Source organism: Salimicrobium jeotgali, from assembly GCF_001685435.2.
Classification (GTDB): domain Bacteria; phylum Bacillota; class Bacilli; order Bacillales; family Halobacillaceae; genus Salimicrobium; species Salimicrobium album.
Window position 1 is genome coordinate 1 of record NZ_CP011363.1, and the last position, 25,530, is coordinate 25,530.

A 25,530-nucleotide genomic window follows, 5' to 3' on the forward strand; every position below is an offset into this window, starting at 1 on the left:
ACTATTAGATTTTTTCTATTCTTCTTTTAAGCTTAACACGTCGAAATCAATATAAAGAAATACGATTCTTCTCTTAAAAATTAAAGGAAGGAGAATGTTAACATCCTCCTTCCTTCTTCTAGACCTTTATTGTGTCTTTCCACCTTAATTCATATTTTCAGAAATAGTAAAGATAACCACCTCCCCGGACAACGCCTCACACAACCTGTCGTAGTCCCCGTCTACCGGTTCGTGAGTGAACCGTACTTCTTTCCCGGGCAGCGTTTGATTCCGGTACGGATCCTCGTCAAACAGGCTTTCCGTATCGATACTCTTGCTGCGCCAGCTGCTTCCGTCGTAACTGATTCGCTGATAAATATACATAAAAATTCGCCTCCTTATCTTATAATCGTGACAAGGAGGCGTTTTGGTGTCATGGAATATTAAAAAGATGGGAGATTAACCGTCGTAGAAGCCACTTTCAATCAGTCGCTTGTGCCGAACAAAGAACTCCTGGACGTCGGGGTCTTCCTCAAAGGGGATCAGAGAGTAGATATAGGTGGGCGGGGTTTCATCGAGAGAGGCGATGTCGCGAACAGTGACGTATCTGTCGCCATTTTTCTGAAGAATACAGCTAGTGATGTGGAGCTGGTCTTCGCCTTTCATTTCTCTCGCTATTTGTGCTGTTTTGTTTCTTAGAAAATCTTTCGGTTGTTTCTTTTTCATATCATCGCTCCTTTTTCATTACACACACTTTCTTATTCGGCAAATATCGAACGTTCCCTTTATCTTTCTCTCATTTCAAAAAATACGGAAGGCTGTAATGTCGCCTTCCGTAACTCTTTTTTCTCTTATTCACCCCAACCGAAACCCGACCAGCGACTCCCTAATTTCCTCTTGGCGGATGCCAATGTAAAGCTTCGTCTCTTTCGGTGAGGAATGATTGAAGATATCCTGCAGCATCGCCACGTCTTTCGTCGCCTTATAATAATGATACCCGAACGTCTTCCGGAGCGTATGTGTGCCTACATCGTCCCTCCCTACAAACGCAGCTGCATCGGCAAGAATTCGGTACGCTTGTACCGTAGATATCGGCATCCCGCCTTTCTGGGAGGAAAACAGGTAGGTGTCGGCTCCTTTTCCGGCGATATACGCACCCAACTCGCTTCGTAACGCTCGTACGTTAACCTCTCGCTTTTTCCCTGTTTTCTTCTCGATGAGATAGAAGAAGTCCCGATCCCGTACGTGCGATACTTGTAACCGGAGAAGGTCGCTAATCCGTAACCCCGTATTAATCCCGAGGAGGAACAATAGGACGTCCCGTGCCGCTTTAGCTTCGCTCTTTTTTCGTCCGGTGCCTCCACGTTTGAGCGCAAACTTCATTTCTTCGATTTCTTCCTTCGAGCGTAAGGGCTGCACATTTTTGGCTGTCTGTTTCATCTTCGAATTCCCCCTATGAAAATGTATCTTAACCTTATTATATACGTCTTTTCATACATTTATAAGAGAGAAAAAAAGAAACCCCTGGTGATCCAGGGTTTCATATGTAACCTAATAACGGTTTTATTACATTTTTCTGAGGACAACTAGTTTTACACACATTCATTATGTTACTTCGACACGCTCTCGTGTTCATGAATTCTTCTTCAATGTTCCACGCTCGTTTTGATATTCATAAGTTTTAAATAGAAAATCAATTACCGTTTTAGAGGAATTAACCACCAATTTAGCGTGATGTTCCATGATTAAATTCTTAGGTGGGTGAGCATCTCCATATTTATTTCTAACTTCGGCAATTCCATTTACAATCTTTATTAAACCATTTAGTACGTCTTTCAAATTTCTTTCTAAAGTTTCATCATTTGGAGCAAGATTTAAATTTTGCTGCACTTTTTTGAATAGCTGGGGAAGGGTTATGTTATCTTTGATTTCTACTTCCGGAAAATGAGTAAGGATTTCTTTACAAACTCCTTCCACCAAGGTTCTAGCACTCGTCACTGCCCCAGAATAATCTCCCTTTTCTAAACGTTGTTCACAAGACACTAAGGAACTTTTAATAGTGGTATACGTTAATTTACTGGGAAACTGGGACTCAATGTAAGTCAATTCCACCTCGACTTTTTTATCTTCTGCGTAATCCGTGAATTCATTAATACTGCGACCTAAATAATTTCTAAGTGCTAATACACTTCCGCTGTTAGTCTCACTTTCATAAACAGCACTTTCTACAGCTTCCCTTACAGTTCTTCCATCTTCTATAAAAGAAGGTACTCTTTTCCCTGCTTCATTTGCTAATCTTTTTATAATCAGTCGAGCCTCTTTGTAATTTTCATCATCTGGCTCCTCGTTGAACATATTGGACCCTCTACTATAATACTCATCGAGATCATCAAAAATGTCTTGTTTAACTTTTTCTAGGCAGTCTATCACCTTCACTGCTTGACACCTCCTACTAACAAACTCTCCTTCTAAAAAATCATTAAAGTAAAGATGGAGCCTATGCATCCACTCTAATATTCAGTACATTATATGACGTACTTAACCATTCAGGAGACAGCAAAATAGAAGACGCAACTTTTTGTGTAATAAATACTAGTCGCGCCTGCTATTTTTTCTTCAATCAATTTTTTCATTCGTCGCCATCAATTCAGCTTGCTGTACCACAGTATCCACCGCCATTTTCTGAAGATCCGGCGGGTATCCATACCGGCGCAACAGATGTTTGACGGTCGTTCGCATTTTCGCACGGGCTGATTCCCTCAGGTTCCAGTCGATGCTCATATTCGCCTTAATCGATTTGGTCAGCTCATGGGCGATGGCCTGCAGCGTTTCGTCTCCCATGACTTCCTGAGCTGATTCATTGCTGGCTAACGCATCGTAAAAGGCAATCTCGTCATCACTGAGGTTGGATTCTTCGCCGCGCTGATAGGCATCGTTGACCTGTTTCGCAAGTTCAATCAGTTCTTCGATAACTTTCGACGCTTCGATGGCCCGTTTATTGTATTTATTCAGCGCGTTTTCAAGAAGCTCGGAGAATTTTTTCGACTGCACCAGGTTTTTCCGTTGGATATTTTTGATTTTCCCCTGCAGCAGACGGTTCAGCAGTTCAACGGCAATGTTTTTCTGCGGAATTTCCTCAACCTCTTTCAGAAAATGATCCGACAGAATCGAAATATCCGGATTCTCCAACCCAAGGGAGCCGTACACATCCACGACTTCTTCCGAAATAATCGATTTCGAAATCAGCTGGTTGATCTGATCGTCAATCTGCGCAGCCGTTTTCTTCTGCGTACCTTCCGGCAATAGCTTAATGACCCCTGATTTCACGGATTTGAAAAAGCCTACCTCTGCGTTCAGCGCCTGCGCTTCTTCGGTCGTCGCACACAACGCATACGCCTTGGAGAGTTCCGTCACCAGGCGAAGGAAATCTTTCTTCTGTTCTTCCTGCATAGCCAGTACCACGTCTACCGTCTCTACGATCGCCTGCATCCGTTCGGTCTGTTTTTCTGAGTAGAATTTCTGATAATCATGCCCGTGGAGCATAGATGTCAGTAATTCGTATTTCTCCTGCATGATTTCCGCCGCCAGCGACGTGTCTACGCCGGCATTTTTCTTATCCTCTTCCGTATATTGCTTCAGGGCTTCCTTAAGATTGTCCGCGAAGCCGATATAGTCGACAACCAGACCTCCCGGTTTATCCCGAAACACCCGGTTGACGCGAGCAATCGCCTGCATCAGATTGTGGCCTTTCATCGGTTTATCAATGTACATCGTATGCATCGATGGAACATCGAAGCCGGTGAGCCACATATCCCGGACAATCACGATTTTCAAAGGGTCTTCATTGTCCTTCATCCGTTTCGCCAGGTAATCCCGGTGGCGTTTATTTCCGGTATGCTGATGCCATCCCTCCGGATCACTGGAGTTCCCGGTCATCACCACTTTAATAACCCCTTTGTCATCATCGTCACTGTGCCAATCCGGGCGCAGACGCGTGATTTCTTGATACAGATCGATTGCAATTCGCCGGGACATCACGACGGCCATCGCCTTCCCATCTATCGCTCCCTGGCGCTTCTCATAGTGTTCCACTATATCCTGAGCCATGCGTTTCACCCGGGACTCCGCACCGGCTAGAGCTTCGAGGCGAGACCATTTCGATTTCAATTTTTCTCTATCCTCGAACTCCTGATCTTCCGTCAGATCTTCCAGTTCCGAGTCGACGTCCAGTTGATTATCTTTCGGCATATCCAGCTGAATGATCCGGCTCTCATAGTAAATTCTTACCGTCGCTCCGTCCTCCACGGCCTGTGTCATATCATAGACATCGATATAGTTCCCGAAGACAGCCGGCGTGTTTTTATCCTCCAGCTCCACCGGAGTTCCGGTAAAACCAATAAAAGAAGCGTTTGGAAGAGCGTCCCGGAGATACTTGGCAAATCCATATTTCAGTTTCGCTTTTCCTCGTTTGTTTTGTACTTCGGCTTCAAATCCGTATTGCGACCGGTGAGCTTCATCCGCCATCACGATAACGTTCGTCCTCGACGTAAAAGTCTCCAAAGACTCGTCCTCCCCGTCCGGCGCGAACTTATGCATCGTCGTAAAAACGACACCGCCGGAATCGACGGATAGCAGCTCTTTCAAGTGTTTCCGGGACTCCGCCTGTTTTGGTTTCTGCCGCAGCAGAGCGGAAGACTGACTAAAGGTGGTATACAGTTGCTCATCTAAATCATTCCGGTCCGTCAGTACGACAATCGTAGGGTTATCCGCCCCGAGGATGAGTTTCCCACTGTAAAAGACCATCGAGAGACTTTTGCCGGATCCTTGCGTATGCCAAATCACGCCGATCTTCCGGTCCCCTTCCTCAGAAATCGCACGACCCGTTTGAGCCATCGCTTTATTGACAGCATAATACTGATGATACGCAGCCAAAATTTTCACGAGGCTCTGGTCGTCCTCCTGGAACAGAACGAAATGGTGGATGATATCAAGCAGCGTTCTTTTCTGGAACATCCCTCGTATCAACACTTCGATTTGCGGCATCCCTTTCGGGGCTATCGCCTCCCCGTCTACAGAGCGCCACATCGTAAACCACTCTTCGCTAGCCGTCAGCGTTCCTGCCCGAGCGTTCAGCCCATCACTGGTCACAAGAAACGCGTTCGTTTGAAAGAGCGAAGGAATCGTCGCTTTATACGTCTGTAGCTGGTTATAGGCCTCCGGGAGACCGACATGCTCGTTCGAAGAGCTTTTCAATTCGAAAACCACCACCGGAAGGCCGTTAATAAAAACGACGACATCCGGACGTTTGTCATGCCGTCCTTCAACCACGGTAAACTGGTTGACTGCCAAAAAATCGTTATTATCGGCCTTGTCCGGATCCATCAGCCATAGCTTCTCCGTCCGTTCTTCCTCTCCGGCTTGAGCCGTCGTCACGTCGATGCCATCAGTCAGAAACCGGTGAAAGTCCCGGTTATTCATAAGGAGGTTAGGATGTTTCGCCGTCGTCACCTGACGCATCGCTTCTTCAATCTGTGCCGGCTGTGCCTCCGGGTTGATGGTCGTCAGCGCATTATACAACCGGTACTCCAACACCACCGTTTGGTAGTTGGGACGTTCTGGATCTGAACCTTCTGGCGCTAGATCTGGACCGAAAGCGACTTCAAACTCCATTTCTTCAAACAACTCCAGGGTAGCCTGTTCCAGTTCGTCCTCACTGAACCCCGACATTCTCCGTCACCTCCGTTTCTTCGTTAAGTTCTAGTTCTCCCGATAATAGTTTAGGGAGCAAATTATCACGTAGTTGAGCCAACTTAAATGATTGTTTTTGTAAATTATTAATTTCATTAAATAGAGGACTTATTTGCTGGTGAAATTCTTCCCTAATTGACTGACTAGGGTATAAAATAGGAACCTTAGAAAATTGCGTTTTATTCAAATTGAGGGTGGTGCTTCCTCCACTCCCTAGTTCTCTGATTAATTGAGATTTGCGCGAAAGGTAGAGATAGGTATAAAATACGTCAACCTTTGAAGGAATCAAACTATTGATTTGCTGGTTAGTTTGACTTTTTTCTGAAGTTATAGATACTAACCCAGGAGTAGCGATACAACTCACACATATGCTTAATGGAGGCAATGTTTTTTTGGGTTGTGATTCAGCACCTTTTTTAGATAGATACTTTTCAGTAGTTTGAATAAAAGTGCTATTGTGCATGTCTGGAATTGTTATAAAAGGCATTTCGCTCCCATAATTTTCTTTAATTTTGGTACTAGGAGTTTTCCCACAAACAATAGGAGATTCAGAAATGTCTTCTAAAATTAGAACTTCCCACCCCTCAGGAATCAAACCAAGCTCACTTTCCACCATCTTTCCACCACTGGAACGATAAGGTTTTCCATCTTCATTCGGAAATTCGAAATCAATAAACCAGCGCTTGAACAAGGTTTGAGCCAATTGTTCAAGGTTGGAAATAATTTGATTGTTTGTTTCTAACTTTTTTGTAAAGGATTCTATCGTATTTACAATTTTCATTTGTTTATCAATAGTAGGCAATTCTATTGAAAGATGCTTGATATCATCAAAAGTTATTTGTGGAAATGTACCAGACCTCGATTCAGCACTATTTTGTAAGTAATCAATAATCCTCTTCTCAGTAAGATAATAATAAAGAAACTTTTGATTTAAGACATGAGAATCTTTAACTCTTATAACCATTAACTTTGTCGATACTACATAGTCCTCTACAGGTTCTTTTAAATCCTCTACTAAAACAAAACGTTTATTTTTGGGTCTTATCTCACTAAATAAAATATCTTTTTCCTTTATTGTTTTCTTAGCTTGGCCAGGCAATTCAGAAGTCGAACTATATGTGTTATGAAGAATTTTCCCATCAACTACATCAGAAGTGTTTAAAAAAATGACTCTATCTTTAGAAAAACTGTGTTTTTGTGAAATACTTTCTATTAAATCTTTCAATTCATATTTCATATCCTATCTCCCTCAACGTCTGACGAATCTCATCTTCCAGATTCTTAGATTTTGCAAATTGTTCGGCCAAACCTCCTGTCAGCCGGTCCATTTTTTCTTCAAACGGCTCCGCATCGTCCTCTTCGGCTTCCAGGCCAACGTAACGTCCCGGAGTCAGTATATATTCATGTTTCTGAATTTCTTCCAATGTTGCTGCTTTTGAGAAACCAAGAACATCTTCATACTCCTGTTCATTCGTTCCACGCCACGCATGAAAAGCATCCGTGATTTTCTTGATGTCCGCGTCGGAAAACTCTTTATGCGTACGATCGGCCATAAACCCAAGTTTTCGCGCATCAATAAACAGCGTCTCCCCTTGTCGGTTCCTTTGCCCCCGTGCTGCTTTGTTTCTTGTTACAAACCATAGAGAGACAGGAATTTGTGTGGAATAAAACAACTGCCCCGGCAGCGTGACAATACACTCCACCAAGTCGTTGTCTACCAAGTTTTTACGAATTTGCAGTTCACTGGTTTGGCTCGTCGACATCGATCCGTTTGCCAGGACGAATCCTGCCGTTCCGGACGGCGCCAGTTTCGACACCATATGCTGAATCCACGCATAGTTCGCGTTTCCCTGTGGAGGAATACCGAATCTCCACCGGGCATCCTCCAACAGACGTCCCCCGCCCCAGTCACTAATGTTGAAGGGAGGGTTGGCCAAGATATAGTCTGCTTTCAGGTTCTTGTGCAGGTCTTTGTGAAACGTGTCCGCATGTTCACCGCCAAGGTTGCTGTCAATACCACGGATAGCCAGGTTCATTTTACATAACCGCCAGGTCGTCGGGTTTGATTCCTGCCCATATACCGCAATATCTCCGAGTTTCCCCTGATGATTTTCTACGAACTTCTCACTCTGGATAAACATCCCCCCGGAGCCGCAGCACGGGTCATAGATACGTCCTTTGTAGGGTTCAATCATTTCAACGAGGAGCTGGACAATCGAACGAGGTGTATAGAACTCCCCACCATTCTTTCCTTCCGCACTCGCAAATTGGGCCAGGAAATATTCATACACTCGTCCCAGCACGTCGCTCGCTTTGCTCTTATCGTCTCCCACCTTGATGGTAGAGAACAAATCTATCGTTTCTCCGAGGCGCCGTTTGTCGAGATCCGGGCGTGCATAGATCTTCGGCAGGATCCCTTTCAATGATCCGTTTTCTTTCTCGATTTCAATCATTGCCGTGTCCACGAGCTGCCCAATTTCCGGCTGCTTCGCATTCGCTTTCAAGTTCTCCCAGCGCGCTTCTTTCGGTACCCAGAAGACATTCTCCGCCAGGTATTCGTCCCGGTCTTCTTCATCGGCATAATCGTCTTCTTTCAGCTTTTCGTGTAGTTCCTCGAAGCTATCAGAGACGTACTTTAGAAAGAGAAGCCCAAGGACGACGTGCTTGTATTCTGCCGCGTCCATACTACCTCTCAGTTTGTCTGCCATCTGCCATAGTTTTTCTTCGTATCCGATATTTGCACTCGTTTCTTGTGTACTCATCAGGTTCTCTCCCTTACTTGAATTTTTATATTCGTACCGCCTTACTCTTACAAACACCCGTTCCATACATTTCCATCTTTCTGCCCCCAGACTTCTTCCGAATCGAAATGCGGTAGCTCGGGCGTTCATAGAAAGGGTGAAGGCATGTCATGGCCTGTTTAACAGAGAAGATGGCTATGTCGCTTTTCGGCCAATCTTTCTTCCCACAAACGAACAGGAAAGATAGGTTAGGATATTTTTGTTGAAAATGCTGTACGCGCTTCATTTCTTCTGGAGTAAACGTGAAATTCCAAGTCGAGTCCGTTCCTGTCTCGGGCGTCGAACGGTATTTCATATACAACGTTTTCTCATCTTTCGTGTTCTTGTTACAGACCAGGAGGACGGTGGAGTGTGACCTTTCAAGCAATTCTAATGACTTTCCCGGTTCCATCATCTGTGTCAGTGCCAATCCACAATAGAAATCTCTTTGAGATATTACCATAATTCTCCACTCCTTCATTTTATAGTAGCAGGAAAAAAGGTTTGCTTCTATGACGATGGTTCCGTTTTTTCGAAAACCTTTCCTATTCCCATATCTTGATACATTTTTTTGTATCCCTCTTGCAGATCCAGTTCCGCCTGACGAACAGCCTCCCTATATTTCCTTTCTTCTTTCCGGAGTTCTTGCCCTATCTGGTTCTTCGTCTCCACCGGAGGATCTGGAACGAAGACACTTTTGATGTCTTTAATACTTATTACTTTTACGGAGGACCCTTTTTGGATAGAAGTCAGGTAGTACAACCCTAACGGACTCTCCAAGTAAGCCTTCAAATAGGAAGACGTCGTTCCCTCATAGGGGCGTAACCCTACAAAATTATGAGAAAGGATGACTTCTTCCGGCACTTCTGGTACTTCAGCTGTTTTAATGGCACTCCCTCGCGCGGAGAGGATGAGGTCCCCTTCACGTATTAGGTATTGTTGAGCCTTTCTTCGGTCCTTTACCTGAATCGTCTGCAGCTGGTCCCACAAAATCTCTCCATTTTGAACATCCGTCAGTTGTATAACCTTATAAGATGTGCCCCCATCCTTTGCTTGCGACTTGCTCGGCATATTTAGTCCTCGATAAATATCTGCCACCTGCTGTAGTTCTTTTTTTGGTATAAAAGAATCCCGAAACAACTTGCTATTTACCGTTACTACCCCTAGATGGGAGTCTACATCGTCGACATCAAAGTACCGTTGGATGGCCAAGGATCCTTCTTCAATGTCAGTAATCGAAACGAAGATGCTGAAACCCGGTGTTTCCCTTCCTTCTCGAAAACTATCAACGATAGTTTCAATATCTTCCTCACTTAAATAATTTCTCCTTCTCTCCTTTTGAAAACGATGAGAAGCATCCATGAAGAATATCTTCCCCCGTCTGCTTGCATCCTTATTTCTATTAACAAGGATTAATGCAGAGGGGATAGCTGTGTGAGCGAACAAGTTTTCCGGGAGTCCAATGATTCCTTCGATTACATCGGATTGTATTAACTCCTCTCGAATTCGTTGTTCTTTCCCGCCCCGAAATAACGCGCCATGTGGAACTAAAAAAGCCCCCCTGCCCGTCTCCTTCATCGAAGCCAATCCATGAAGCATGAAAGCTAAGTCTCCACTCTGTTTTGGCGGGATCCCGTATAAAAATCGCCCATACAATTCGTTTTTCACTTTTTCCGGATGCCAGTGAAACCCGAATGGAAAATTCATGAGCACATAATCGAACCGGCGCAATCCTTCAGAAGTGACGTACTGGGGATGCGTTAACGTATCACCTTCCTTATAAGTGGATTTCTTCACTCCCTTGATGAATAGATGCATGGTTCCCACGCGAGCCATCGTTGTATTGATATCTTGGGCGAAAACTTCAACTTCTTCATTTTTTCTTGCAGCATATGCATGAGCTTCGAGGAGAAGCTTACCGACTCCAGCTGTTCCGTCGTACACCTCTCCCCCCGTAACGTCAACCAGTTGAGTTATTAACGTATTAACAGAGTCAGGGGTAACAAGCTCTCCGCCCATTCTTCCTCCTTCCAAGACATTGGCTAAAAGCTGATTTACCGCTTCTCGGATATTTTCGATAGATGAATGACTCAAACTACGGAGAGTTGACGTGAAAGCAAAGAGGACCGTTTCGTCCATCTTCCTCACTCTTTGTTTATCGAATACCCCGTTTAATTCGGGAAACGTTTCTTCCGTCTTAGTCATCACTGCTATCAAGTTATTCTTCAAGTGATACCCATCGCGGGTGATCACCGACCACCCCTCTTCTTTTAGTGAATCACTACATTTTTCTGCATACAAAAGTGTAAAGTGTTCCATCGCTATTTCTAATCTTTTAGTGCTGTTTTCAATTCCAGACAACGAAAGCAGTGCTTTCTCTACAATTTTCCCAATCTCTGTATTAGTCATTTTGCATCCTCCTCATCATTTTTATTTACTACTACACGTCATCGTTCAAAAATGTATGCTTATTATTCCCTGCTTGCAATGCTTCGTGAAAAGTTTTGGAAGCTCCTTTTCCTGGCGTATAGCGAATAGGTGTGCCACACTCTTTGGCAACTTTCTTTGCTTCCCACATTGCGCTATGCGAACATGCACTGATACAAATGATGACCACGTCCGCTTCAGGAATGTTCTTTCTTAGGAAAGCTTTCATTTCACGCTCTTTTTTCTGTTCTATTTGTTGCATTATTTGGATGCCCAACGCTCTAGCTTTTTTATCCCAACTATTTTTGTTTGTTCCTCCGACCAGCAATACTTTCATTCTTCTTCCCTCCTTATAACCTGTGTTTTTCGAAGTAATTCGATTACTCTTATTGAGATATTAAAAAAATATGGAGTAGATTTATAAGAATATAATATCACAAAATTTTTATTTAGTCAATACTTTATTGGAGTAATTTAATTACTTTTTAAGAGTAATTTAAATATTATTTGTTCGCATCGCTTTGTTTATTAAAATTTCCTTTGGAAAAAAAGTTCTTCCTGAAGTAAATTCCTTTATATGTTTCACTCGAATTTCCTTTTGTACATACATAAAGAAACTCAAATAAACATCGGAAACAATTTCATCACCCGTCACTCACATAAGTTTCTATGAAAGTACGACGAACGAAAGCACCCGCCTCTTTTTCGTCTTTCTCCAGCTTTTACTCGAAGTCATCGTAGAAGACGGATCTCTTGAGCACCCCCGCAGGGGGCAAGGAGAGGAAGGCTGCAAGCCTTTGCCGACGCAGTAAGAGGGCGCGGTCAGCTATGCTGACTGGACAAGCCGCGGAGCGCTTGTACATACGCGCCCCTTATGCTCTTACCCCCTGACATCCCGGTGCGTTCCCCGTTACGGAAAACCGCACCGTGTCAACGTTCCGCAGACGTTCCGACATGTCGACCCGAGGAACTGAGTTCCTCTAGGGGTGACGAACCCTTGGTACGATAGGGTCAGGGGAGGGCCACCCGGTACGGTTTCCACGGCGTCGTGTATGACAGGGTTCCTCATGTCTTTCAGCACGAATTTCGATCCACATGCAGTCGGAATGGAGGCGGTTCGGAAGACGCGGCGGGGTTCAAGAGGGCGTGGCGAAGGACGCCCGAAACCAAGCATCAAAGAACCATATAATTATATGAAAATTCAGATAATTTACCATTGTTCATACATAGAAAGACAAAAAAATGAGTCGCCCTCAAGATTTTGGAGAGGATCCGTTTGGAAACGGCCAGTCATTTTACGGTCCGGAAAGTGCTTTTGTACATACAAAGGAGATGGTGAAGGATGTGAGACGTCTTTTTGAAAAAAGATGAATCCAACTCGAAAATACGCGTCGAGAAAATAGGAGGAGGAAAGTGCGGTTTTCGGTACACAAAAAAATGCGTATCCCAAATTAAGACACGGAGCGAAGAGCAAATATCTCCAAGAAACCTTTGCTACGAAAAAAGAACCGTCCGCTCCTCTACAAGAGAGAAACGAATCGGTTCGCGACGAAATCAGGTGCGCGGGAGGGTTGTTGCTTGGTCTGCCGACACCAGGACGATTTCGTCGTACTTGTCGTAATGCTGGCGCACCATGCCGACTTTCGATTTCACGCTGAGGAGCTCGGCGAGACTGTCGGTGAAGTCGTCGATGCCATCCGACTGTGTCGACATTACCGGATATAGATACGCGTCAGCGTCGCACCTTTCACGACGGCCGGTTCGAGAACGGCTTTCTGATGACTCTCGGGCGTAGCATATCGACTGACGCAGAGGGGTTTTGTTTTGTCGCACTCGACAAAACCGTGCTCTCACGGGGTAACGTCTTCAACAAAATCCTCAAACATTGATAAAGAAAAGACTGACGTGACGCGGTTTGGTCCACCAACACAGCAGCGTTGTACGCTGGAAACGAAAACCGTGCTCTCACGGGGTAACGTCTTCAACAAAATCCTCAAACATTGATAAAGAAAAGACTGACGTGACGCGGTTTGGTCCACCAACACAGCAGCGTTGTACGCTGGAAACGAAAACCGTGCTCTCACGGGGTAACGTCTCCTACGCATCCGATCGACGTCGTTAGTGAAGACGCCGGTACGAAAATCATCGCAAGCGCCCCACGTTCAAGAAAATTCTTTTCCCATCGGTTCTCCGAAGAAATCCATCTCCAGATGAGGATTCTCTTTGCCTTCTGCCTCTGACAGCAACTCCTTCAGAGTAATCTCAGCCGTGCCAGGAGTCATAACGATTTTTCCATCCTCCAGACGAAACGTAACGTCCGACCCTTCTTTGATATCCAATTCCTCGACAATCGCCTCTGGAAGACGAACCGCCAAACTGTTTTCCCATTTGTAAACGTGTGCCATATCGGCCTCCCCTTTCCTGTCTTTCCTACAGCTTTTCCCTTTTTCTCTGCTGTCTATGTTTAGTCTTCTCCCATACCTCTCTTTTCCCTAATCTTTCCCAAGACTCAAAACGGAAGTGGTATACTTGAACAATGAAAGCCGCGGGAGCTCTTCGAGATCCTTTTGCTTCATCTACCATCCAGAAAGGAGCTTTTCCATGAAAACACTGGTCATGTATGCCCTCGTGCTCCTGAGCACCCTGTTTACGTTAGGATGCGCTGACGAAGAGGCTGCCTCCACCCCTGAGCAACCGGCAGAAACCGAAGAAGTCGCTTCCGAAGAAACGACCCAGGAGGAAAAACCGGAACCACAAGAAGAAAAAGAGGAGACGCAGACCTCTGATACGCCTACAGAGTCCACAGAAGAGGTCGTAGAGGCTTCAGAAGAGGCTGAGAACCCTGAGGTACAGGAATCCTCGAAAGAAGCTGAGAAAGACCTGTTTTCCGGCTACGAACGCATCGACGTGGACGGCGGGGATCAGAGTGGCGATCGTGCCTCCCGCGTTGTCGTAGATATCGGCCATGGCGACCGTGAATACTGGGCATTCACGAATGAGCACGGGCAGCTCATTAAAGTCCTAGCCGAAGAAATCATCCCTCAGGATGACGCGTCGGAACCCGTGCTATCGAACGGCAGGTACTTCTGGGACGAGGCGAAGGTGCCTGGAGTCGAGAGCGACACGCTTGATGAAGGACACGTCATTGCGGACTCCCTCGGAGGCGTATCCAACGCTTATAACATCACGCCTCAGGAAAGTACGCTGAACCGGCACGGAGACCAGGCGTACCTCGAAGATGCCATCCGAAACGCTGGAGGTGCCACGGACTTTGAAGCCATCATTACCTACCCGTCCACCGACACGCAGATTCCTTCTCATTACCAATACACCTACACCATCATGGGCAACGAGGTCGTCGACAGCTTCGACAACGTGAACCCGGATGAAGTGAATGAATCGCTCAACGAAACGACCGAAGATCCTCCGGAAGAGCCAGCGTCTCAGGAGAACGGAGAGGTGTCCGAGGTGGATACGAACGGCAATGGGCAGGTAACTATCGCCGAAGCTGAAGACGCCGGTTACAGTATGCCGATTGTCGAAGGACATTGGTTGTATCCGTACATGCGAGATAACAACGGAAATGGAATGGTCGGGGAATAATGGTTACGGGAGAGAATTTTGTTGCTTAAAAGACATCTCTGCGATAAATGAAAGCGTCACAACGTAATGCGTCCAGGTAATGTAAAGATTAAGTCTTGAATCAAATACTGGCTAAACCTAAGGTACCGTAGGGGTGAACATCGTTATCAATATCAAAACCGATAAACGAAGCTTGAGAATATCCCATCTCGTACAAAATGTCAGCCATTGTAGATTCTATAACATCTTTTCTTTCTTCTTCGCTCAACCCCTTAAAAGCAATACCTACTAGAATTGATTTTTTTTCTTTAGAGCCAGTGCCCATTACTACAACATTATCGTTATTATTATCTCTTCCTTTCCGAGCAGCTTTCTTTATTTTGTGTACCGCTCTTTCAAATTTCTTTTGCTCTTCATAAGACAATTCTAAAAGAGTATTCGAAATAATCGTCCATTTCTTTCTCTTTTCAGTATCAAGTTTTTTAATAATATCGTTCCACCAAGTGGTTCTTCGTGGTTTTGGCTTTTTTTGATTTGGGTTACTAACAGTTTCGAGAGCATATTTTTCCATATAGTAAGGATCTAATTCTTCTGAGTTACTCGTCAATTGTAAAAAATTCGAGCCGATTTGATTACCATCAATATTAAATCCAGTTTGCATATAAAAAGATAAAAGATCTAATTCATCACCAGAATAATTTACATCTTTTTCAATATATTCACGTTTGGATATGTAGTGCAACTTTTCACTAGAAGTTTCCAGTGCATCAAAAATTATTTCCAAATCATTTATCGGGATACTAGGAGAAATTAACTGGACATCGTCGATGAATCCTGCTTCTACAAGCTCTTTTTGTTTATTCCCTAACGAGCCAAACAACTCTATAGTTACTCCAAGAGTAATAATTTTTTCAGTTTCGTCTAAGTTTATCTTATTTTTGCTAGTTCCTTTAGTATTCAATTCAATAGTGGCACCTTTATTTAAATGAAGGTGGTTTGAAAATCTTTTTGCTTGTGTAGATGGATCTACTAATAATTCCTTGACCTCTCGTTGTAAACGCTGAGGTGCCCCACGTCTTGCGGAATCGCTAATAGTTCCTGCCTTTGCTTCAATCACAATGGCATAAGAGTCCACCAAAACAAGTAAGTCATTCTCAAATTCTTTATTTTCTTCTTCGTCCCACCATAAACTCCCCTTGTAAATATTTGCTTCTGGAAAAGCACTTTTAAATAAAAGTTCTAACCTATCTTCAAGTACTTTTCCTCTACTATTATGGTATTTTTTAAGAGTTTCAGGATAGTTTTCTACAGCTTGTTCAATTATTTTTATTCCATATTCAAAAAACATACTAGGAATAGGAAAAGAATAGTGATTTTCTCTCTCTTTTATTAAAGGTTTCCTCCATGTTGGATTTGCTAAAAGAAAATGTTCAGTCTTTGAATCTCTTAAATCTCCTACATCGTAAGACCAAGATTCAAGAATCTCATTAAGAGAGGAGAGATCAACATCAGGGTCAGGGTAATTATTAACAAAATCGTCTACTGATAACGTATAAACATCCCTTACAAACGTATCTGAATGACTTATCATCATTGCAAAAAGATCTTCTTTACTAAAATTGCTTGAGAAAGCTAATAGTTCTTCTCTTGTGTTTTCTATTGTAGAAAATTCCTTAAGATACGAATCGATCATTTGTGTTTTATCGATAGAACTATATACATTCCTCACCTTGGCTATGTGCTCATTCATTTTTTGTGTTATTAATTCAATAATATTCAAGATCATTTTAATCAAGGAGCCAATTTTTAAGCTAGTATTTTGGTAAAAATCTTTTTCTATCGGCGAAAATATTTGATGCATTGTTTCAATAATTTGGGATGGATATGCAATGTTTCGCACAGCTAATGTGTGAGCACGCATGTTTTCAAGAAGGAGCAATTTTTTACTTTCTTCATCAGTTTTTCCAATTAAGTTTTTCATCCTCATAGAAGTAAAGGAAACAGAAATTTTCTTTATAACTTCAGTAATTTTTTCTATATCTTCTGGAAGCACTGGCTTAAACTCTTTCTTTTCAGTCAAAGGAATTTGTAACGAGAGAGCTTGTAACAATTCAATGTGATGTTGATAAATTTCATGTTCATCATCCGGTATATGGACCCCCTCCGGCGTCGATAAATAATACATAGAAAATACTGAAATTAAACTTGTTGTGTCTAAAGGTAACAAGAGTTCTTTCAACTCTTTAAGACTTTCTTCGAAAGTCTGCTCACTGTTTTTAGATGATTTCAAAAGTAATTCATTTCTTTCTTCTTGGGTAAAGTCTTGAAAGGGGTTTTGTATTTCATAAAGGTTTGCATTAGAAACCATATCATTTGGACTTGAAATATGTTTTTGTTTTTTTTGTTTATTAAACTTCTTAATTTTTTTATTGCCCTTTTTAGATTTTTTATTATGCATTTTTCTTTTTTTAACTGCACGTCTTTTTGACATAAGCTCCTCCATTTTTCTAATTACTCTTTATCAACTTCTTGCCTTCTATAACTCACTAACGAATAATACGTCTCACTGAAAACTGAGACCCTAATCTACAATTAAACTCTATGAATTGTATTTTTTTCCATTTAAATATTTTGTATCTTACTACACAACAATCTCAAACACAAAAGAATCGAGACTTACAAAAGCTCTTTTTCTCTTATTTTACACAAGCATTTTAAGACCGTTTTACTCCCCTAAATTACCTTTAAACTGAGACACGTTCCTCTGTTCCTAGTTTATCACCTAAAACTTTTTATATTTACGTTTCTCTTTTATTTATGTTTTTCTTTGTTTTAAAAAGGAACGAAGGAACATCGGCCCGTGAGGTACTGGTGCGTAGCGATTTCTATGTTCCTTTTTGTACAAAAAAAGCAGGGACAACGGAGGGAATACTAGAGTAAACAAGGAACATTTATAATCATTTTGCAATTTTTACAAAAACCATTAATTTTATTTTCGTAAAAAAACCTTTAATTTCGTTCGATTTTCCCTTCAAACAAGGAACTTTTCAGTCCAAGTAGGGACAGATTTGATGAAGAAGGAACAAACCAGGAACATTTTGTAAGCGTTTTCATACAGAAAAATTTTAATTATTCTTAACAAAAAACGTATGAAATATTATCTTTCACCGAATAAAAATATAACTATATCTACCGTCGTTCATTAAGAATTTTTAATCTTATAATTATCTCTACCATGTTATCCATCCGACGATATTTAGAAACAATAGGATTTTTCCTATTTTTATATTTCCTCTGCGACGGAGGTAACCAACAATCTCGACCAATACATTCAAGTACAGGCCCTTTTAAATGTCCACGACCAATCGACATATTCCACGTCTGATTCACTATCGAACTAAATTTTCTAGTAAGCACTTGCTTAGGATAATCACCATCTTTACTTAACTTAGTCCAAATATTGCTGAATCCTGGATCATAAAGAAGTACTTGTCTATCAGTAACATAAAGCGCACCCGAAGCTATACAATCAAAAGCATTATATTGAGCCGCATACTCGTACCAAGACACATCCTCCTGATAAAAATAACACTTCTCATCCTCTTTTAAATAAAAGGATTCCCTTCCTCCTAAATTAATCTTCACCAATAATGGTTCAGGCTCAAATTTATCCATACCCCTCCCCCTCTCTCATTGCTAAAGTTACGTCATACTATTAACAAAACACCTTACTTCTGTTCTTTTTTCAAAGTCACATCCAATATTTTTAGCGCTTTTTTATACCTTCGCTACGTCTCTTCAAATTCCTCGCAAAACAAATCCATCGCCAACACAGACTGCCTCCGCAAATAAATATCTCCCCCAAAAGAAACAACCATAGACACTTAAATTCGATTGTCAAAGATCTGAAGCTTAGCAAGTATTCGGAGTAACTACTCAGTACCAACTCCGATATGCAACAAGACAAGAATAAGATATGTATTGGCAGACTGGCTCATTCTTTTTCAACAAATCCACGAGGTTCGGAAATGCTGCTCCACGCGGGTGATCCAACGGGTGAACGCCTCCTGCGTCTCTGCAAGCAGAAGGTTCACCGGAAACGGCGCTTCGGTCACCATCTCTTCTATCATGGCTTTCCAAGTCGTCGCGTGAACTACCTGTGCCTGACGGACGTAAAGAAGGTACGCAAAGACCACCGCGCGACTGGCCAGATACGTACGCTGCCCCCTTCCGCGGCCCTTCACGATTTTCACTAATTTGTTTGAGCGTTTCAGCACCTCTTTCAGCGTAGATACGGCCATACCGAATTGTTCGGCCAGATAGACCTGCGAACCTTCGAGAAACAGTTCTTCGGCACAGGTCGTGGAGGTATGCAGCTCCAGATACCTCAGGATATCCGTCTCCCACTCCTCGTAGTGCGAACGTTGACGCTCGGAACGGTCTTTCTTGAACTTATACCATCCGGATCCGTAGGCGTCGGTACTCGCCTCTCCGGTCCATTGCATCAACAGCATGTCGATATACGTCCGTTTCGGCCCCTGATAGCTTCCGCTGTAGGCAGAATTCATAGTACGACGGAATTCCTGTAAGGAAAGGGGCTGCTCCAGTCGGGAGTTGAATTCATCCAGCTCGTCATACGCCTCCGCATAGCTCCGGCCACTCGCATAGTTCGCGAGGGCCAGCGTCAGAAGCGCATTGTTACGACTGCTGGTGTAGTATCCTGACGTGATGTGACGGCACTGGAGAAGCGTCTGATACCATGCTTGGTCGATCTGACGGGGCTGCGCGCCGCCATGCACCACGTGGAGAGCGCTACGCTGCTGACGTTGTTCGTAGCTCTGTGACCATGCTATTAGCTTCGGAACCGACGCTTTCGTTTCGGACTGATATCTTATGTTGTCTGCCGTCGGCATACGGAAGAAGCCGAACGGATTACAGGCCGTGTCGATCGGTACATGCGCCCCAAGCGCCTGTTTCATGTTGTCGGCTATCCTCTCGGCTACCTCCAGCGCCTGGTATCCGGTGGAAGGAGAGATGAATATCGGTTCCTCCAACACAAAGTACACGTGGTACCCCCGTGGCGTTTCGACGATGAGACTCGGATCCGGGAGATTTTCTTCGGAACACCCGAGAAACAGAGCGTAGAGGTCCGTCTGTTTCGTGTCGATATCGAGCACAATCGTATTAATTTGTTTCAAGTTATTTTTGCGGTGCCCGCGTAAGATGCGTTTCCGGCGGTCCGTATAACTGCCCCACAGAAACGTATTCGGCGTCCAGTGAGTCAGCTGGCGCTGCTGATCCTGAAGCGTTTCGTAAGACGTAACGACGTGTCCTCGCGCCTCCTGGAGCTCGTCTTTGGACCGCGACACGAAGACGACGCCCTGCTTCTGACGATCGTTCTTCTCCGCCTCACGACGTGCCGGCAGAGGTGCGCGGGAATGCATACGTTTATATGTAGATAGACTTTGATGCGTAATAAAAGCAAAGATGTTCGCTGGCGTCTGCATGAATGGCTCTCCTTTTCTACATACACAAAAAGACCAGTCCCAAGCGTACCTGCGACTGGTCTTGAAAATGCTTCTGTAGAAAAGCGAGCAACGATATCAGAAAACCGGTTTTCTTCCCGGGAATCCGGGGAAAAACAGAATCATGAGGGTTGCAAGCCCTAATTTATTTATGGTATAGTTTAGCCATAAATGAATTAACTACAGTGTTCACACGTTGGTAGCGTGTGAGTCACATTTTCAAGCTAATTGGTTGGGAGCCGTTAGTAGCTTGAGATTTTGACAGAAAAGATCGTGTGCTTACACGGTCTTTTCTGTTTTTTTATGTATAAAATTTTGTCGTTTATGTATTCGTTCTATCTCCAGGGCACATAATATATTTCTTTGTTCTGGATGTTTGAATAATTCTACTATACCTTATAATAAAAGATGAGTAAACCCGATTTTCCCCCGGAGTGTCGCGGTTAATGAGACCTGTCTATAAACGTACGTTTTGTAGACAGGCATAGATGGCTAAATTTTTTCTGAAAAATTGGACGGGGATAAAGCAAAACAGCCCCCTGCTTCGTTCAATTCTCACGTTTCACCTCGACAACGATGGTACATATGAATATACACGTCACGTTTGGCTGATATTCAATCAGCGCAACAACTGTCACTCGGCCGTTTTAAAATCGATGGTTAATGGTAGACATGCTTTTATCGGTTGAAAAGCTTCGCGATCCACGACTTTTTTTTCTCTTCTGGTACTTGTTCTGTTTCGTGTTCGTCCTCTGGAGTTTCTTCCTCTTCATCCCTCTTTTGAAGTTCCTCGTTCAGTTCTTCCTGCGATACACCCGCTATAGCGGAGCTCTGCAACGATGTAGCGGTATTATCTTCAAACAATTCCATAATTCTCGCGTCCCGTTGTTCAATGTGGCGTAAAAGTTCCTGGTTATGACGAACCAATTGTTCAATACTTTCCTGCTGTTTATGTACCATTTCTTTCAGCTCAGAAACGTCGCTATACGATCGCTCTGTAGCGCTACGTGTTTCGGTAACAGGTGGCGATACGTCTTCTCCGCCTTTGTGCCACATGACAGTACCTTCGAGCGCTTCATTCAGCGACATACCGCTATCTTTAAGCGAGATGAATTTCCGTAGCGTTATAACGTCGCTATCCGTATAGAAACGCTGCCCTCGATTGTTTTTATCAAAGGTGTACCCATGCTTCTCCAAAGCAGCAGAATACTTTCGTAATGTACTTGCCTGAAGCCCTAGTATATCTGCGATATCAGATGGACTGTACAGTTTCATAGCGATCACTCCCTTACCGTACATTGTACGACTTTCACAATAGGAAAGGGAACCCTGAACTTACTTCATGCACAGTCAAACCTTGACGTCACAACAATCGTTGCGCTACGAATTGCATGTCGCTGTAAAAACATGAGACCACAGGGTAAAACTATAAGAAAGATTTATAAATGAACGTTATAATCTGCAGATTCGAGGGTGCTTCTAATCAGAAACAGCTACAGGGTGAAATTTCACTAGATGGAGTTGGTATAGAAAATTCTTTCATACCAACTCTACTGTGATACGTTTGTGTATAAATATCTCAACTGGAGTTTCTTTTCGCTTTATAAGTTTTTTTATTTCTTGATAAGCTCTTGAATCAGCTCTTGATTTTGACGAATTAATGTTGAATTATTTTCCGAGAGTTTCTCAATAATTATTTTTAACTCATTCGCATCAAGAGAATCACTCCTCGCACCGCGACGCTTTTTGTCTTTATCAGAGGTTAATGATTTCTCCCAGTCGAGAGTTTTTTTAACCGTCTCACTTCTCGTTCTGCTATTACCATTTCCTTTTAAATCTATGAATTTACGCAGGACTGAGACGTCCTTTTCACTATAAAAACGATGTCCTTGTGAGTTTTTTTCAAATTCGTATCCACAATCCTCAAAATTACCTGAATATGTTCTTAAAGCAGTTTTCGAAATACCGAGTATCCGTGCCAACTCTGCTGGTCTGTACTTTCTCAAAATTATCACCTCTTTATAGGATATTGTACGCCCTGATAAGCGACTTGCATAGACCTTATTTATCAAATTAATGAATTTGTTTTTCCTGTTGCATCAAGGGTTTTAAGCACTTTTTGAGGTGCGACGCGGCACGACGCGGTGCGACGCGGTTCAGCGCGGGTTTATTTATCTTTCTATCATAAAAGTCTAAGTGTGATATTATTCCCCTCCTCCGGCAGTTTATCTACTGTAGAACGAAACCGAAATAAAACCTCTAGCAAAAAACGACCACCTTCAGAGAGAAGGGGCCGAAATTAGTCATGTATATGCCTTTATATGCTTACGTATCTACTTACGAATGGCCAAAGAGCGCCGCGTACTCCCGCGATGATATGCCGAGCGCTCGAAACAGCTTGTCGAACATACGGACCTCAAGAACACCTGAACCGCCCTCGGCTCGAGTGACGGTTTTAAGGTCAACACCGGCTTTCTCGGCAAGCTCTTTCTGCGTGAATGACGCTTCCATGCGGGCTGCAAAGACGGCGCGTCCCAATATCGCGCCGATACCGTGGAAGAATTCCTCGGCTTCCGGAAGTTCTTTGACGATGTCCTCGGTACGAGTCAAGTCCTTCATCGAATCAGCTCCTTTCAAGTATCTTCGTATACGTATCCTTTCCCGCAAATACGTCCCGGGATTCTCCTCACTGGACGTTTAGAAAGACGCATGTAGCTCTCTAAGCTTAAGACATAGTAAAATTTGAGCAACTCTAATTATTACTTATCAGGCATGAGGAGAAAGAATAAATTCTTCTTCTCGCCTTCTTTGCCCGTGCTGGTTCACAAAAAGAAGAAGAATAGTTTCTCTTTCCTTCTCCACCTTCAACGAATCTTAGTTCATATCTTAAATTGTAATCCTATTCATTATCTCTTAAATAAAATAAGAGAAAACTTTCTACAACTGAGTTTTCCTCAAATTCTTTCTTTACAATGGTCTCGTTAATTTTTTCTAAATCCGTGGGGTAACTTCCAATTAACCTATTCACTATCTTCTCGGGAGGATAAATCTTCCTAAGGTCTGCATAACTCGAGTCATCGAATTTCTTTGTGCTAGGTGCTCCTGTGCTCAAATTAACTCTTCTATTACTAAATGCCTCCAAGAATTCTTCTATTCCTCTATCTTGTGCAAAATATTTTTCAATTGCTACTTTAAATACGCTTTCATCTCCCCATTTAGACCAAATAAGTAGCAATTGGGATGAAGAAGTTGGGTGTTCATCAAAAAAATTTCCTTTATACATTTCATCTTTGATTTTTGGAATTAGTGTCTGAGCTACTTTCTCTATTTCCTCTTCTGAAAGCGTTTCTTGTTCTCTTTCTTCGTTCGGAACTAACCTAAAAAATATTTCGCTAGATAATTTTAAAGAACTAGAATTTTTTATTATATTTATGGTTACACACATTCGATAGTCTTTAGACTGTAATAATATAAGTTTGCAAATTAACTTAGCAGCTTCAGCTATACTCGTAAAAAATTGCATCACTCCTGGTTCTTCAGGAACTTTTTCACCGAGACGAGCTAACGATAGTGATAACTTTTCACCTGAGTTTGACTGAAGTTCATTGTCAACGTACCTTAGTTTTTTAAGTAAATTTGAGAATCCATGCTTTTCTACAAGATTACTTATTGCACCGCAAACTTTTTTCGTATCTTTTTCTTGAAGTTCCTCTAACAACCAATGGTATTCGTGATCAGAAATAACACCATGTTTCACATCATATATGAAATATTTATGGAAATAATCTTCTGAACATATTCTCTGTTCAGAAAACCATTTTTTTTCCCAATCATCCCCATATTTATTATTACCAGTAAAAAGAAATTTACTTCTAGGAAATAAATCTTCAATTATTGCCTTAATTTTTTTCTTTTCTTCATCTGAATAATTACTAAACAATTCGTTTAATAACTCTTTATATTCCTCGTGAATTGTGTTTTTTCTAAAAGTACTTCTTCCTGCATTTAAGAAAGCTTTTGAATGATTGAATATGAACTTATGTATTTGGGGGAAAAATATTCTCACCCCTTCAATACAAAGCAAATCCACAACATTAATTTCGCCCTTAATTGTTGGGATAGCAAAGGATATAGAGTTTAAATATCTTTTGACTGTTCTTAGATTAAAGTTAAAATACCCAAATGAGCCATCCATATTTCCCTTTAATCTAATAGTTTCGCTATGAGTCAAAGAAATCTTGTTATTATTCAAAATTTCTTCAATGCCTTCGAGGAGCACTAATCGTATATCTTCATACCCCGGTTGAGGTAGATTTATCGGAACTTGTATAATTTTCTCCAAGAATGACGTTCCCAGTTCACTTTGTTGATCATATTTATCTGCTATGGCTGTTGATACTACTTCTTCATCAAAAGCTAATATATAAGTAGTAAACTTGAAATCAGCAATCAATTTCACTAATTTCAGCACTTGGGCAATTTCTTCGTTATCTAATCTATCTAAATCGTCTATGAATACTACCACCCTCTTATCTTCTTCCACTAAATTCTTCTCAATCTTCTCTCTTAGTATAAAAATATTCTCATGTTCCATGCGTGTTTTAAAATCTTTAAACGAAAAATTAATTAATCCTGTTTTTATAGTTATAGGAGTTAACTTTTCAGAGTACCTTTTTAAATTTTTTATCAATTCCTTATTGTTACCTTCCGAACTTTTGTTTAATTCATTAATAAAAGAATTGAAAAATTGTGATATTAATTGTTCTCCATCCTTAAAGTACCAAGGGTTAAATGAAATTGAAATCAAATCATTATTTTTTTTCGAATTGATCTTACTTTTAATAAGGTTAAATACAGAAGTCTTTCCAGAGCCCCACTTGCCGTATAATCCAACGACTAAGCTTTCTTTTTCACTATTTGCACTTAGCATTTCCGTTAACCTAGTAGCTAATGAATTACGATTATACTTATCTTCGCTTTCATAGTAGATTGGTTGGTCAAAAAATATTCCCTTTGTACTTTCAGTATTAGCTTTCTGAGTCTTGTCCATAAAACAGGGTTTTAAAAAACTAATTAAAATATAAATTAATAGTACTGCTATCGATGCCACATAGTATAGAGAAATGAATTTTCCTTCCACTAAACCAAATTCATATGACACCCAATATCCAAGGAAACATACTAGAAGCGCTAGTACCCAATAATCAAATTTATAAGTGAGAACAGGACGTTTGAAGAGGTTCTTAATAAATCCTCCCCTTACGAGTTCTACTATCGAAAATATAATAATAATAATAAAAAGAGGATAGGTATACCAATATTCATTTAACTTCAAAAAAATGTTCGGTAAATCGAATATTGCCATTTTTTTCTCTACGAATACTATAAAAATAAATAAAATACTTGAAAGAAATAATACTTTTGTGAGTATGTCTGTATATTTTCTCATCAACATCTAACTCCTATCTTTTTTAAACCATACCGCCTAT

General features: G+C 42.0%; 20 protein-coding genes. 2 read left to right on the top strand and 18 right to left on the bottom strand.

What is annotated here, in order from left to right; all coding sequences use genetic code 11:
- Window positions 1-144: 144 nt before the first annotated feature.
- From AAV35_RS14105 to AAV35_RS14150, 10 genes are all read right to left on the bottom strand, one after another.
- Window positions 145-363: a hypothetical protein gene (locus tag AAV35_RS14105; protein ID WP_008591579.1), complete on the bottom strand. Its 219-nt coding sequence runs from the start codon at window positions 361-363 to the stop codon at window positions 145-147.
- A gap of 75 nt (window positions 364-438) precedes the next feature.
- On the bottom strand, window positions 439-705 hold the full coding sequence (locus AAV35_RS14110; protein ID WP_040609675.1) for a hypothetical protein: 267 nt from the start codon (window positions 703-705) through the stop codon (window positions 439-441).
- 129 nt (window positions 706-834) lie between these two features.
- The gene (locus AAV35_RS14115) at window positions 835-1,419 is read right to left on the bottom strand and encodes a tyrosine-type recombinase/integrase (RefSeq protein WP_008591575.1); all 585 of its coding nucleotides are present in this window, start codon (window positions 1,417-1,419) and stop codon (window positions 835-837) included.
- 192 nt (window positions 1,420-1,611) lie between these two features.
- Window positions 1,612-2,415 carry an abortive infection family protein gene (locus AAV35_RS14120; protein WP_008591572.1) on the bottom strand — a complete coding sequence of 268 codons (804 nt, stop codon included), beginning with the start codon at window positions 2,413-2,415 and terminating at the stop codon, window positions 1,612-1,614.
- A gap of 180 nt (window positions 2,416-2,595) precedes the next feature.
- Complete coding sequence (locus AAV35_RS14125; protein ID WP_008591570.1) at window positions 2,596-5,706, bottom strand: type I restriction endonuclease subunit R; 3,111 nt, start codon at window positions 5,704-5,706, stop codon at window positions 2,596-2,598.
- Window positions 5,690-6,964, bottom strand: a complete 1,275-nt coding sequence (locus tag AAV35_RS14130; protein ID WP_008591568.1) for a restriction endonuclease subunit S — start codon at window positions 6,962-6,964, stop codon at window positions 5,690-5,692. Before AAV35_RS14130 ends, AAV35_RS14125 begins: the two co-directional genes overlap by 17 nt.
- Window positions 6,954-8,489, bottom strand: a complete 1,536-nt coding sequence (locus AAV35_RS14135) for a class I SAM-dependent DNA methyltransferase (RefSeq protein WP_008591566.1) — start codon at window positions 8,487-8,489, stop codon at window positions 6,954-6,956. Before AAV35_RS14135 ends, AAV35_RS14130 begins: the two co-directional genes overlap by 11 nt.
- Before the next feature lie 25 nt (window positions 8,490-8,514).
- Entirely contained in the window at window positions 8,515-8,970 is a 456-nt protein-coding gene (locus AAV35_RS14140; protein ID WP_008591564.1) for a hypothetical protein, read from the bottom strand.
- Window positions 8,971-9,017: 47 nt separating this feature from the next.
- Window positions 9,018-10,916: an N-6 DNA methylase gene (locus tag AAV35_RS14145; RefSeq protein WP_008591562.1), complete on the bottom strand. Its 1,899-nt coding sequence runs from the start codon at window positions 10,914-10,916 to the stop codon at window positions 9,018-9,020.
- A gap of 31 nt (window positions 10,917-10,947) precedes the next feature.
- On the bottom strand, window positions 10,948-11,271 hold the full coding sequence (locus tag AAV35_RS14150; protein ID WP_008591560.1) for a DUF2325 domain-containing protein: 324 nt from the start codon (window positions 11,269-11,271) through the stop codon (window positions 10,948-10,950).
- A gap of 1,241 nt (window positions 11,272-12,512) precedes the next feature.
- Here AAV35_RS14150 and AAV35_RS14515 point away from each other — a divergent pair.
- The gene (locus AAV35_RS14515; protein WP_156330901.1) at window positions 12,513-12,659 is read left to right on the top strand and encodes a hypothetical protein; all 147 of its coding nucleotides are present in this window, start codon (window positions 12,513-12,515) and stop codon (window positions 12,657-12,659) included.
- A gap of 437 nt (window positions 12,660-13,096) precedes the next feature.
- Here AAV35_RS14515 and AAV35_RS14155 read toward each other — a convergent pair whose 3' ends face one another.
- On the bottom strand, window positions 13,097-13,339 hold the full coding sequence (locus AAV35_RS14155) for an AbrB/MazE/SpoVT family DNA-binding domain-containing protein (protein ID WP_008591599.1): 243 nt from the start codon (window positions 13,337-13,339) through the stop codon (window positions 13,097-13,099).
- 196 nt (window positions 13,340-13,535) lie between these two features.
- Between AAV35_RS14155 and AAV35_RS14160 the strand changes: the two genes are divergently transcribed.
- Window positions 13,536-14,537, top strand: coding sequence for a DNA/RNA non-specific endonuclease (locus AAV35_RS14160; protein WP_008591596.1), 1,002 nt, complete (start codon window positions 13,536-13,538; stop codon window positions 14,535-14,537).
- Window positions 14,538-14,637: 100 nt separating this feature from the next.
- Here AAV35_RS14160 and AAV35_RS14165 read toward each other — a convergent pair whose 3' ends face one another.
- From AAV35_RS14165 to AAV35_RS14195, 7 genes are all read right to left on the bottom strand, one after another.
- Window positions 14,638-17,007, bottom strand: a complete 2,370-nt coding sequence (locus AAV35_RS14165; protein WP_062838375.1) for a hypothetical protein — start codon at window positions 17,005-17,007, stop codon at window positions 14,638-14,640.
- Between the two features lie 698 nt (window positions 17,008-17,705).
- A complete protein-coding gene (locus AAV35_RS14170; RefSeq protein WP_008591592.1) occupies window positions 17,706-18,191 on the bottom strand; it encodes a hypothetical protein in 486 nt (161 codons plus the stop codon).
- A 329-nt stretch (window positions 18,192-18,520) separates the two neighbouring features.
- Window positions 18,521-20,023, bottom strand: coding sequence for a primase C-terminal domain-containing protein (locus AAV35_RS14175; RefSeq protein WP_008591590.1), 1,503 nt, complete (start codon window positions 20,021-20,023; stop codon window positions 18,521-18,523).
- Window positions 20,024-20,719: 696 nt separating this feature from the next.
- Window positions 20,720-21,316 (bottom strand): MerR family transcriptional regulator, encoded by a 597-nt coding sequence (locus AAV35_RS14180; protein ID WP_008591588.1) that lies wholly within the window; start codon window positions 21,314-21,316, stop codon window positions 20,720-20,722.
- Window positions 21,317-21,654: 338 nt separating this feature from the next.
- On the bottom strand, window positions 21,655-22,047 hold the full coding sequence (locus AAV35_RS14185) for a MerR family transcriptional regulator (protein WP_008591587.1): 393 nt from the start codon (window positions 22,045-22,047) through the stop codon (window positions 21,655-21,657).
- A gap of 331 nt (window positions 22,048-22,378) precedes the next feature.
- Window positions 22,379-22,660 carry a helix-turn-helix domain-containing protein gene (locus tag AAV35_RS14190; RefSeq protein WP_008591584.1) on the bottom strand — a complete coding sequence of 94 codons (282 nt, stop codon included), beginning with the start codon at window positions 22,658-22,660 and terminating at the stop codon, window positions 22,379-22,381.
- A gap of 280 nt (window positions 22,661-22,940) precedes the next feature.
- Window positions 22,941-25,490: a KAP family P-loop NTPase fold protein gene (locus tag AAV35_RS14195; RefSeq protein WP_008591582.1), complete on the bottom strand. Its 2,550-nt coding sequence runs from the start codon at window positions 25,488-25,490 to the stop codon at window positions 22,941-22,943.
- Between the last annotated feature and the right edge of the window lie 40 nt (window positions 25,491-25,530).

Bases quoted from the DNA above. Each gene is read 5' to 3' on its own strand.
- AAV35_RS14105 (WP_008591579.1), bottom strand. From the start codon at position 363: ATGTATATTTATCAGCGAATCAGTTACGACGGAAGCAGCTGGCGCAGC.
- AAV35_RS14110 (WP_040609675.1), bottom strand. From the start codon at position 705: ATGAAAAAGAAACAACCGAAAGATTTTCTAAGAAACAAAACAGCACAA.
- AAV35_RS14115 (WP_008591575.1), bottom strand. From the start codon at position 1,419: ATGAAACAGACAGCCAAAAATGTGCAGCCCTTACGCTCGAAGGAAGAA.
- AAV35_RS14125 (WP_008591570.1), bottom strand. From the start codon at position 5,706: ATGTCGGGGTTCAGTGAGGACGAACTGGAACAGGCTACCCTGGAGTTG.
- AAV35_RS14130 (WP_008591568.1), bottom strand. From the start codon at position 6,964: ATGAAATATGAATTGAAAGATTTAATAGAAAGTATTTCACAAAAACAC.
- AAV35_RS14135 (WP_008591566.1), bottom strand. From the start codon at position 8,489: ATGAGTACACAAGAAACGAGTGCAAATATCGGATACGAAGAAAAACTA.
- AAV35_RS14140 (WP_008591564.1), bottom strand. From the start codon at position 8,970: ATGGTAATATCTCAAAGAGATTTCTATTGTGGATTGGCACTGACACAG.
- AAV35_RS14145 (WP_008591562.1), bottom strand. From the start codon at position 10,916: ATGACTAATACAGAGATTGGGAAAATTGTAGAGAAAGCACTGCTTTCG.
- AAV35_RS14150 (WP_008591560.1), bottom strand. From the start codon at position 11,271: ATGAAAGTATTGCTGGTCGGAGGAACAAACAAAAATAGTTGGGATAAA.
- AAV35_RS14155 (WP_008591599.1), bottom strand. From the start codon at position 13,339: ATGGCACACGTTTACAAATGGGAAAACAGTTTGGCGGTTCGTCTTCCA.
- AAV35_RS14160 (WP_008591596.1), top strand. From the start codon at position 13,536: ATGAAAACACTGGTCATGTATGCCCTCGTGCTCCTGAGCACCCTGTTT.
- AAV35_RS14165 (WP_062838375.1), bottom strand. From the start codon at position 17,007: ATGTCAAAAAGACGTGCAGTTAAAAAAAGAAAAATGCATAATAAAAAA.
- AAV35_RS14170 (WP_008591592.1), bottom strand. From the start codon at position 18,191: ATGGATAAATTTGAGCCTGAACCATTATTGGTGAAGATTAATTTAGGA.
- AAV35_RS14175 (WP_008591590.1), bottom strand. From the start codon at position 20,023: ATGCAGACGCCAGCGAACATCTTTGCTTTTATTACGCATCAAAGTCTA.
- AAV35_RS14180 (WP_008591588.1), bottom strand. From the start codon at position 21,316: ATGAAACTGTACAGTCCATCTGATATCGCAGATATACTAGGGCTTCAG.
- AAV35_RS14190 (WP_008591584.1), bottom strand. From the start codon at position 22,660: ATGAAGGACTTGACTCGTACCGAGGACATCGTCAAAGAACTTCCGGAA.
- AAV35_RS14195 (WP_008591582.1), bottom strand. From the start codon at position 25,490: ATGAGAAAATATACAGACATACTCACAAAAGTATTATTTCTTTCAAGT.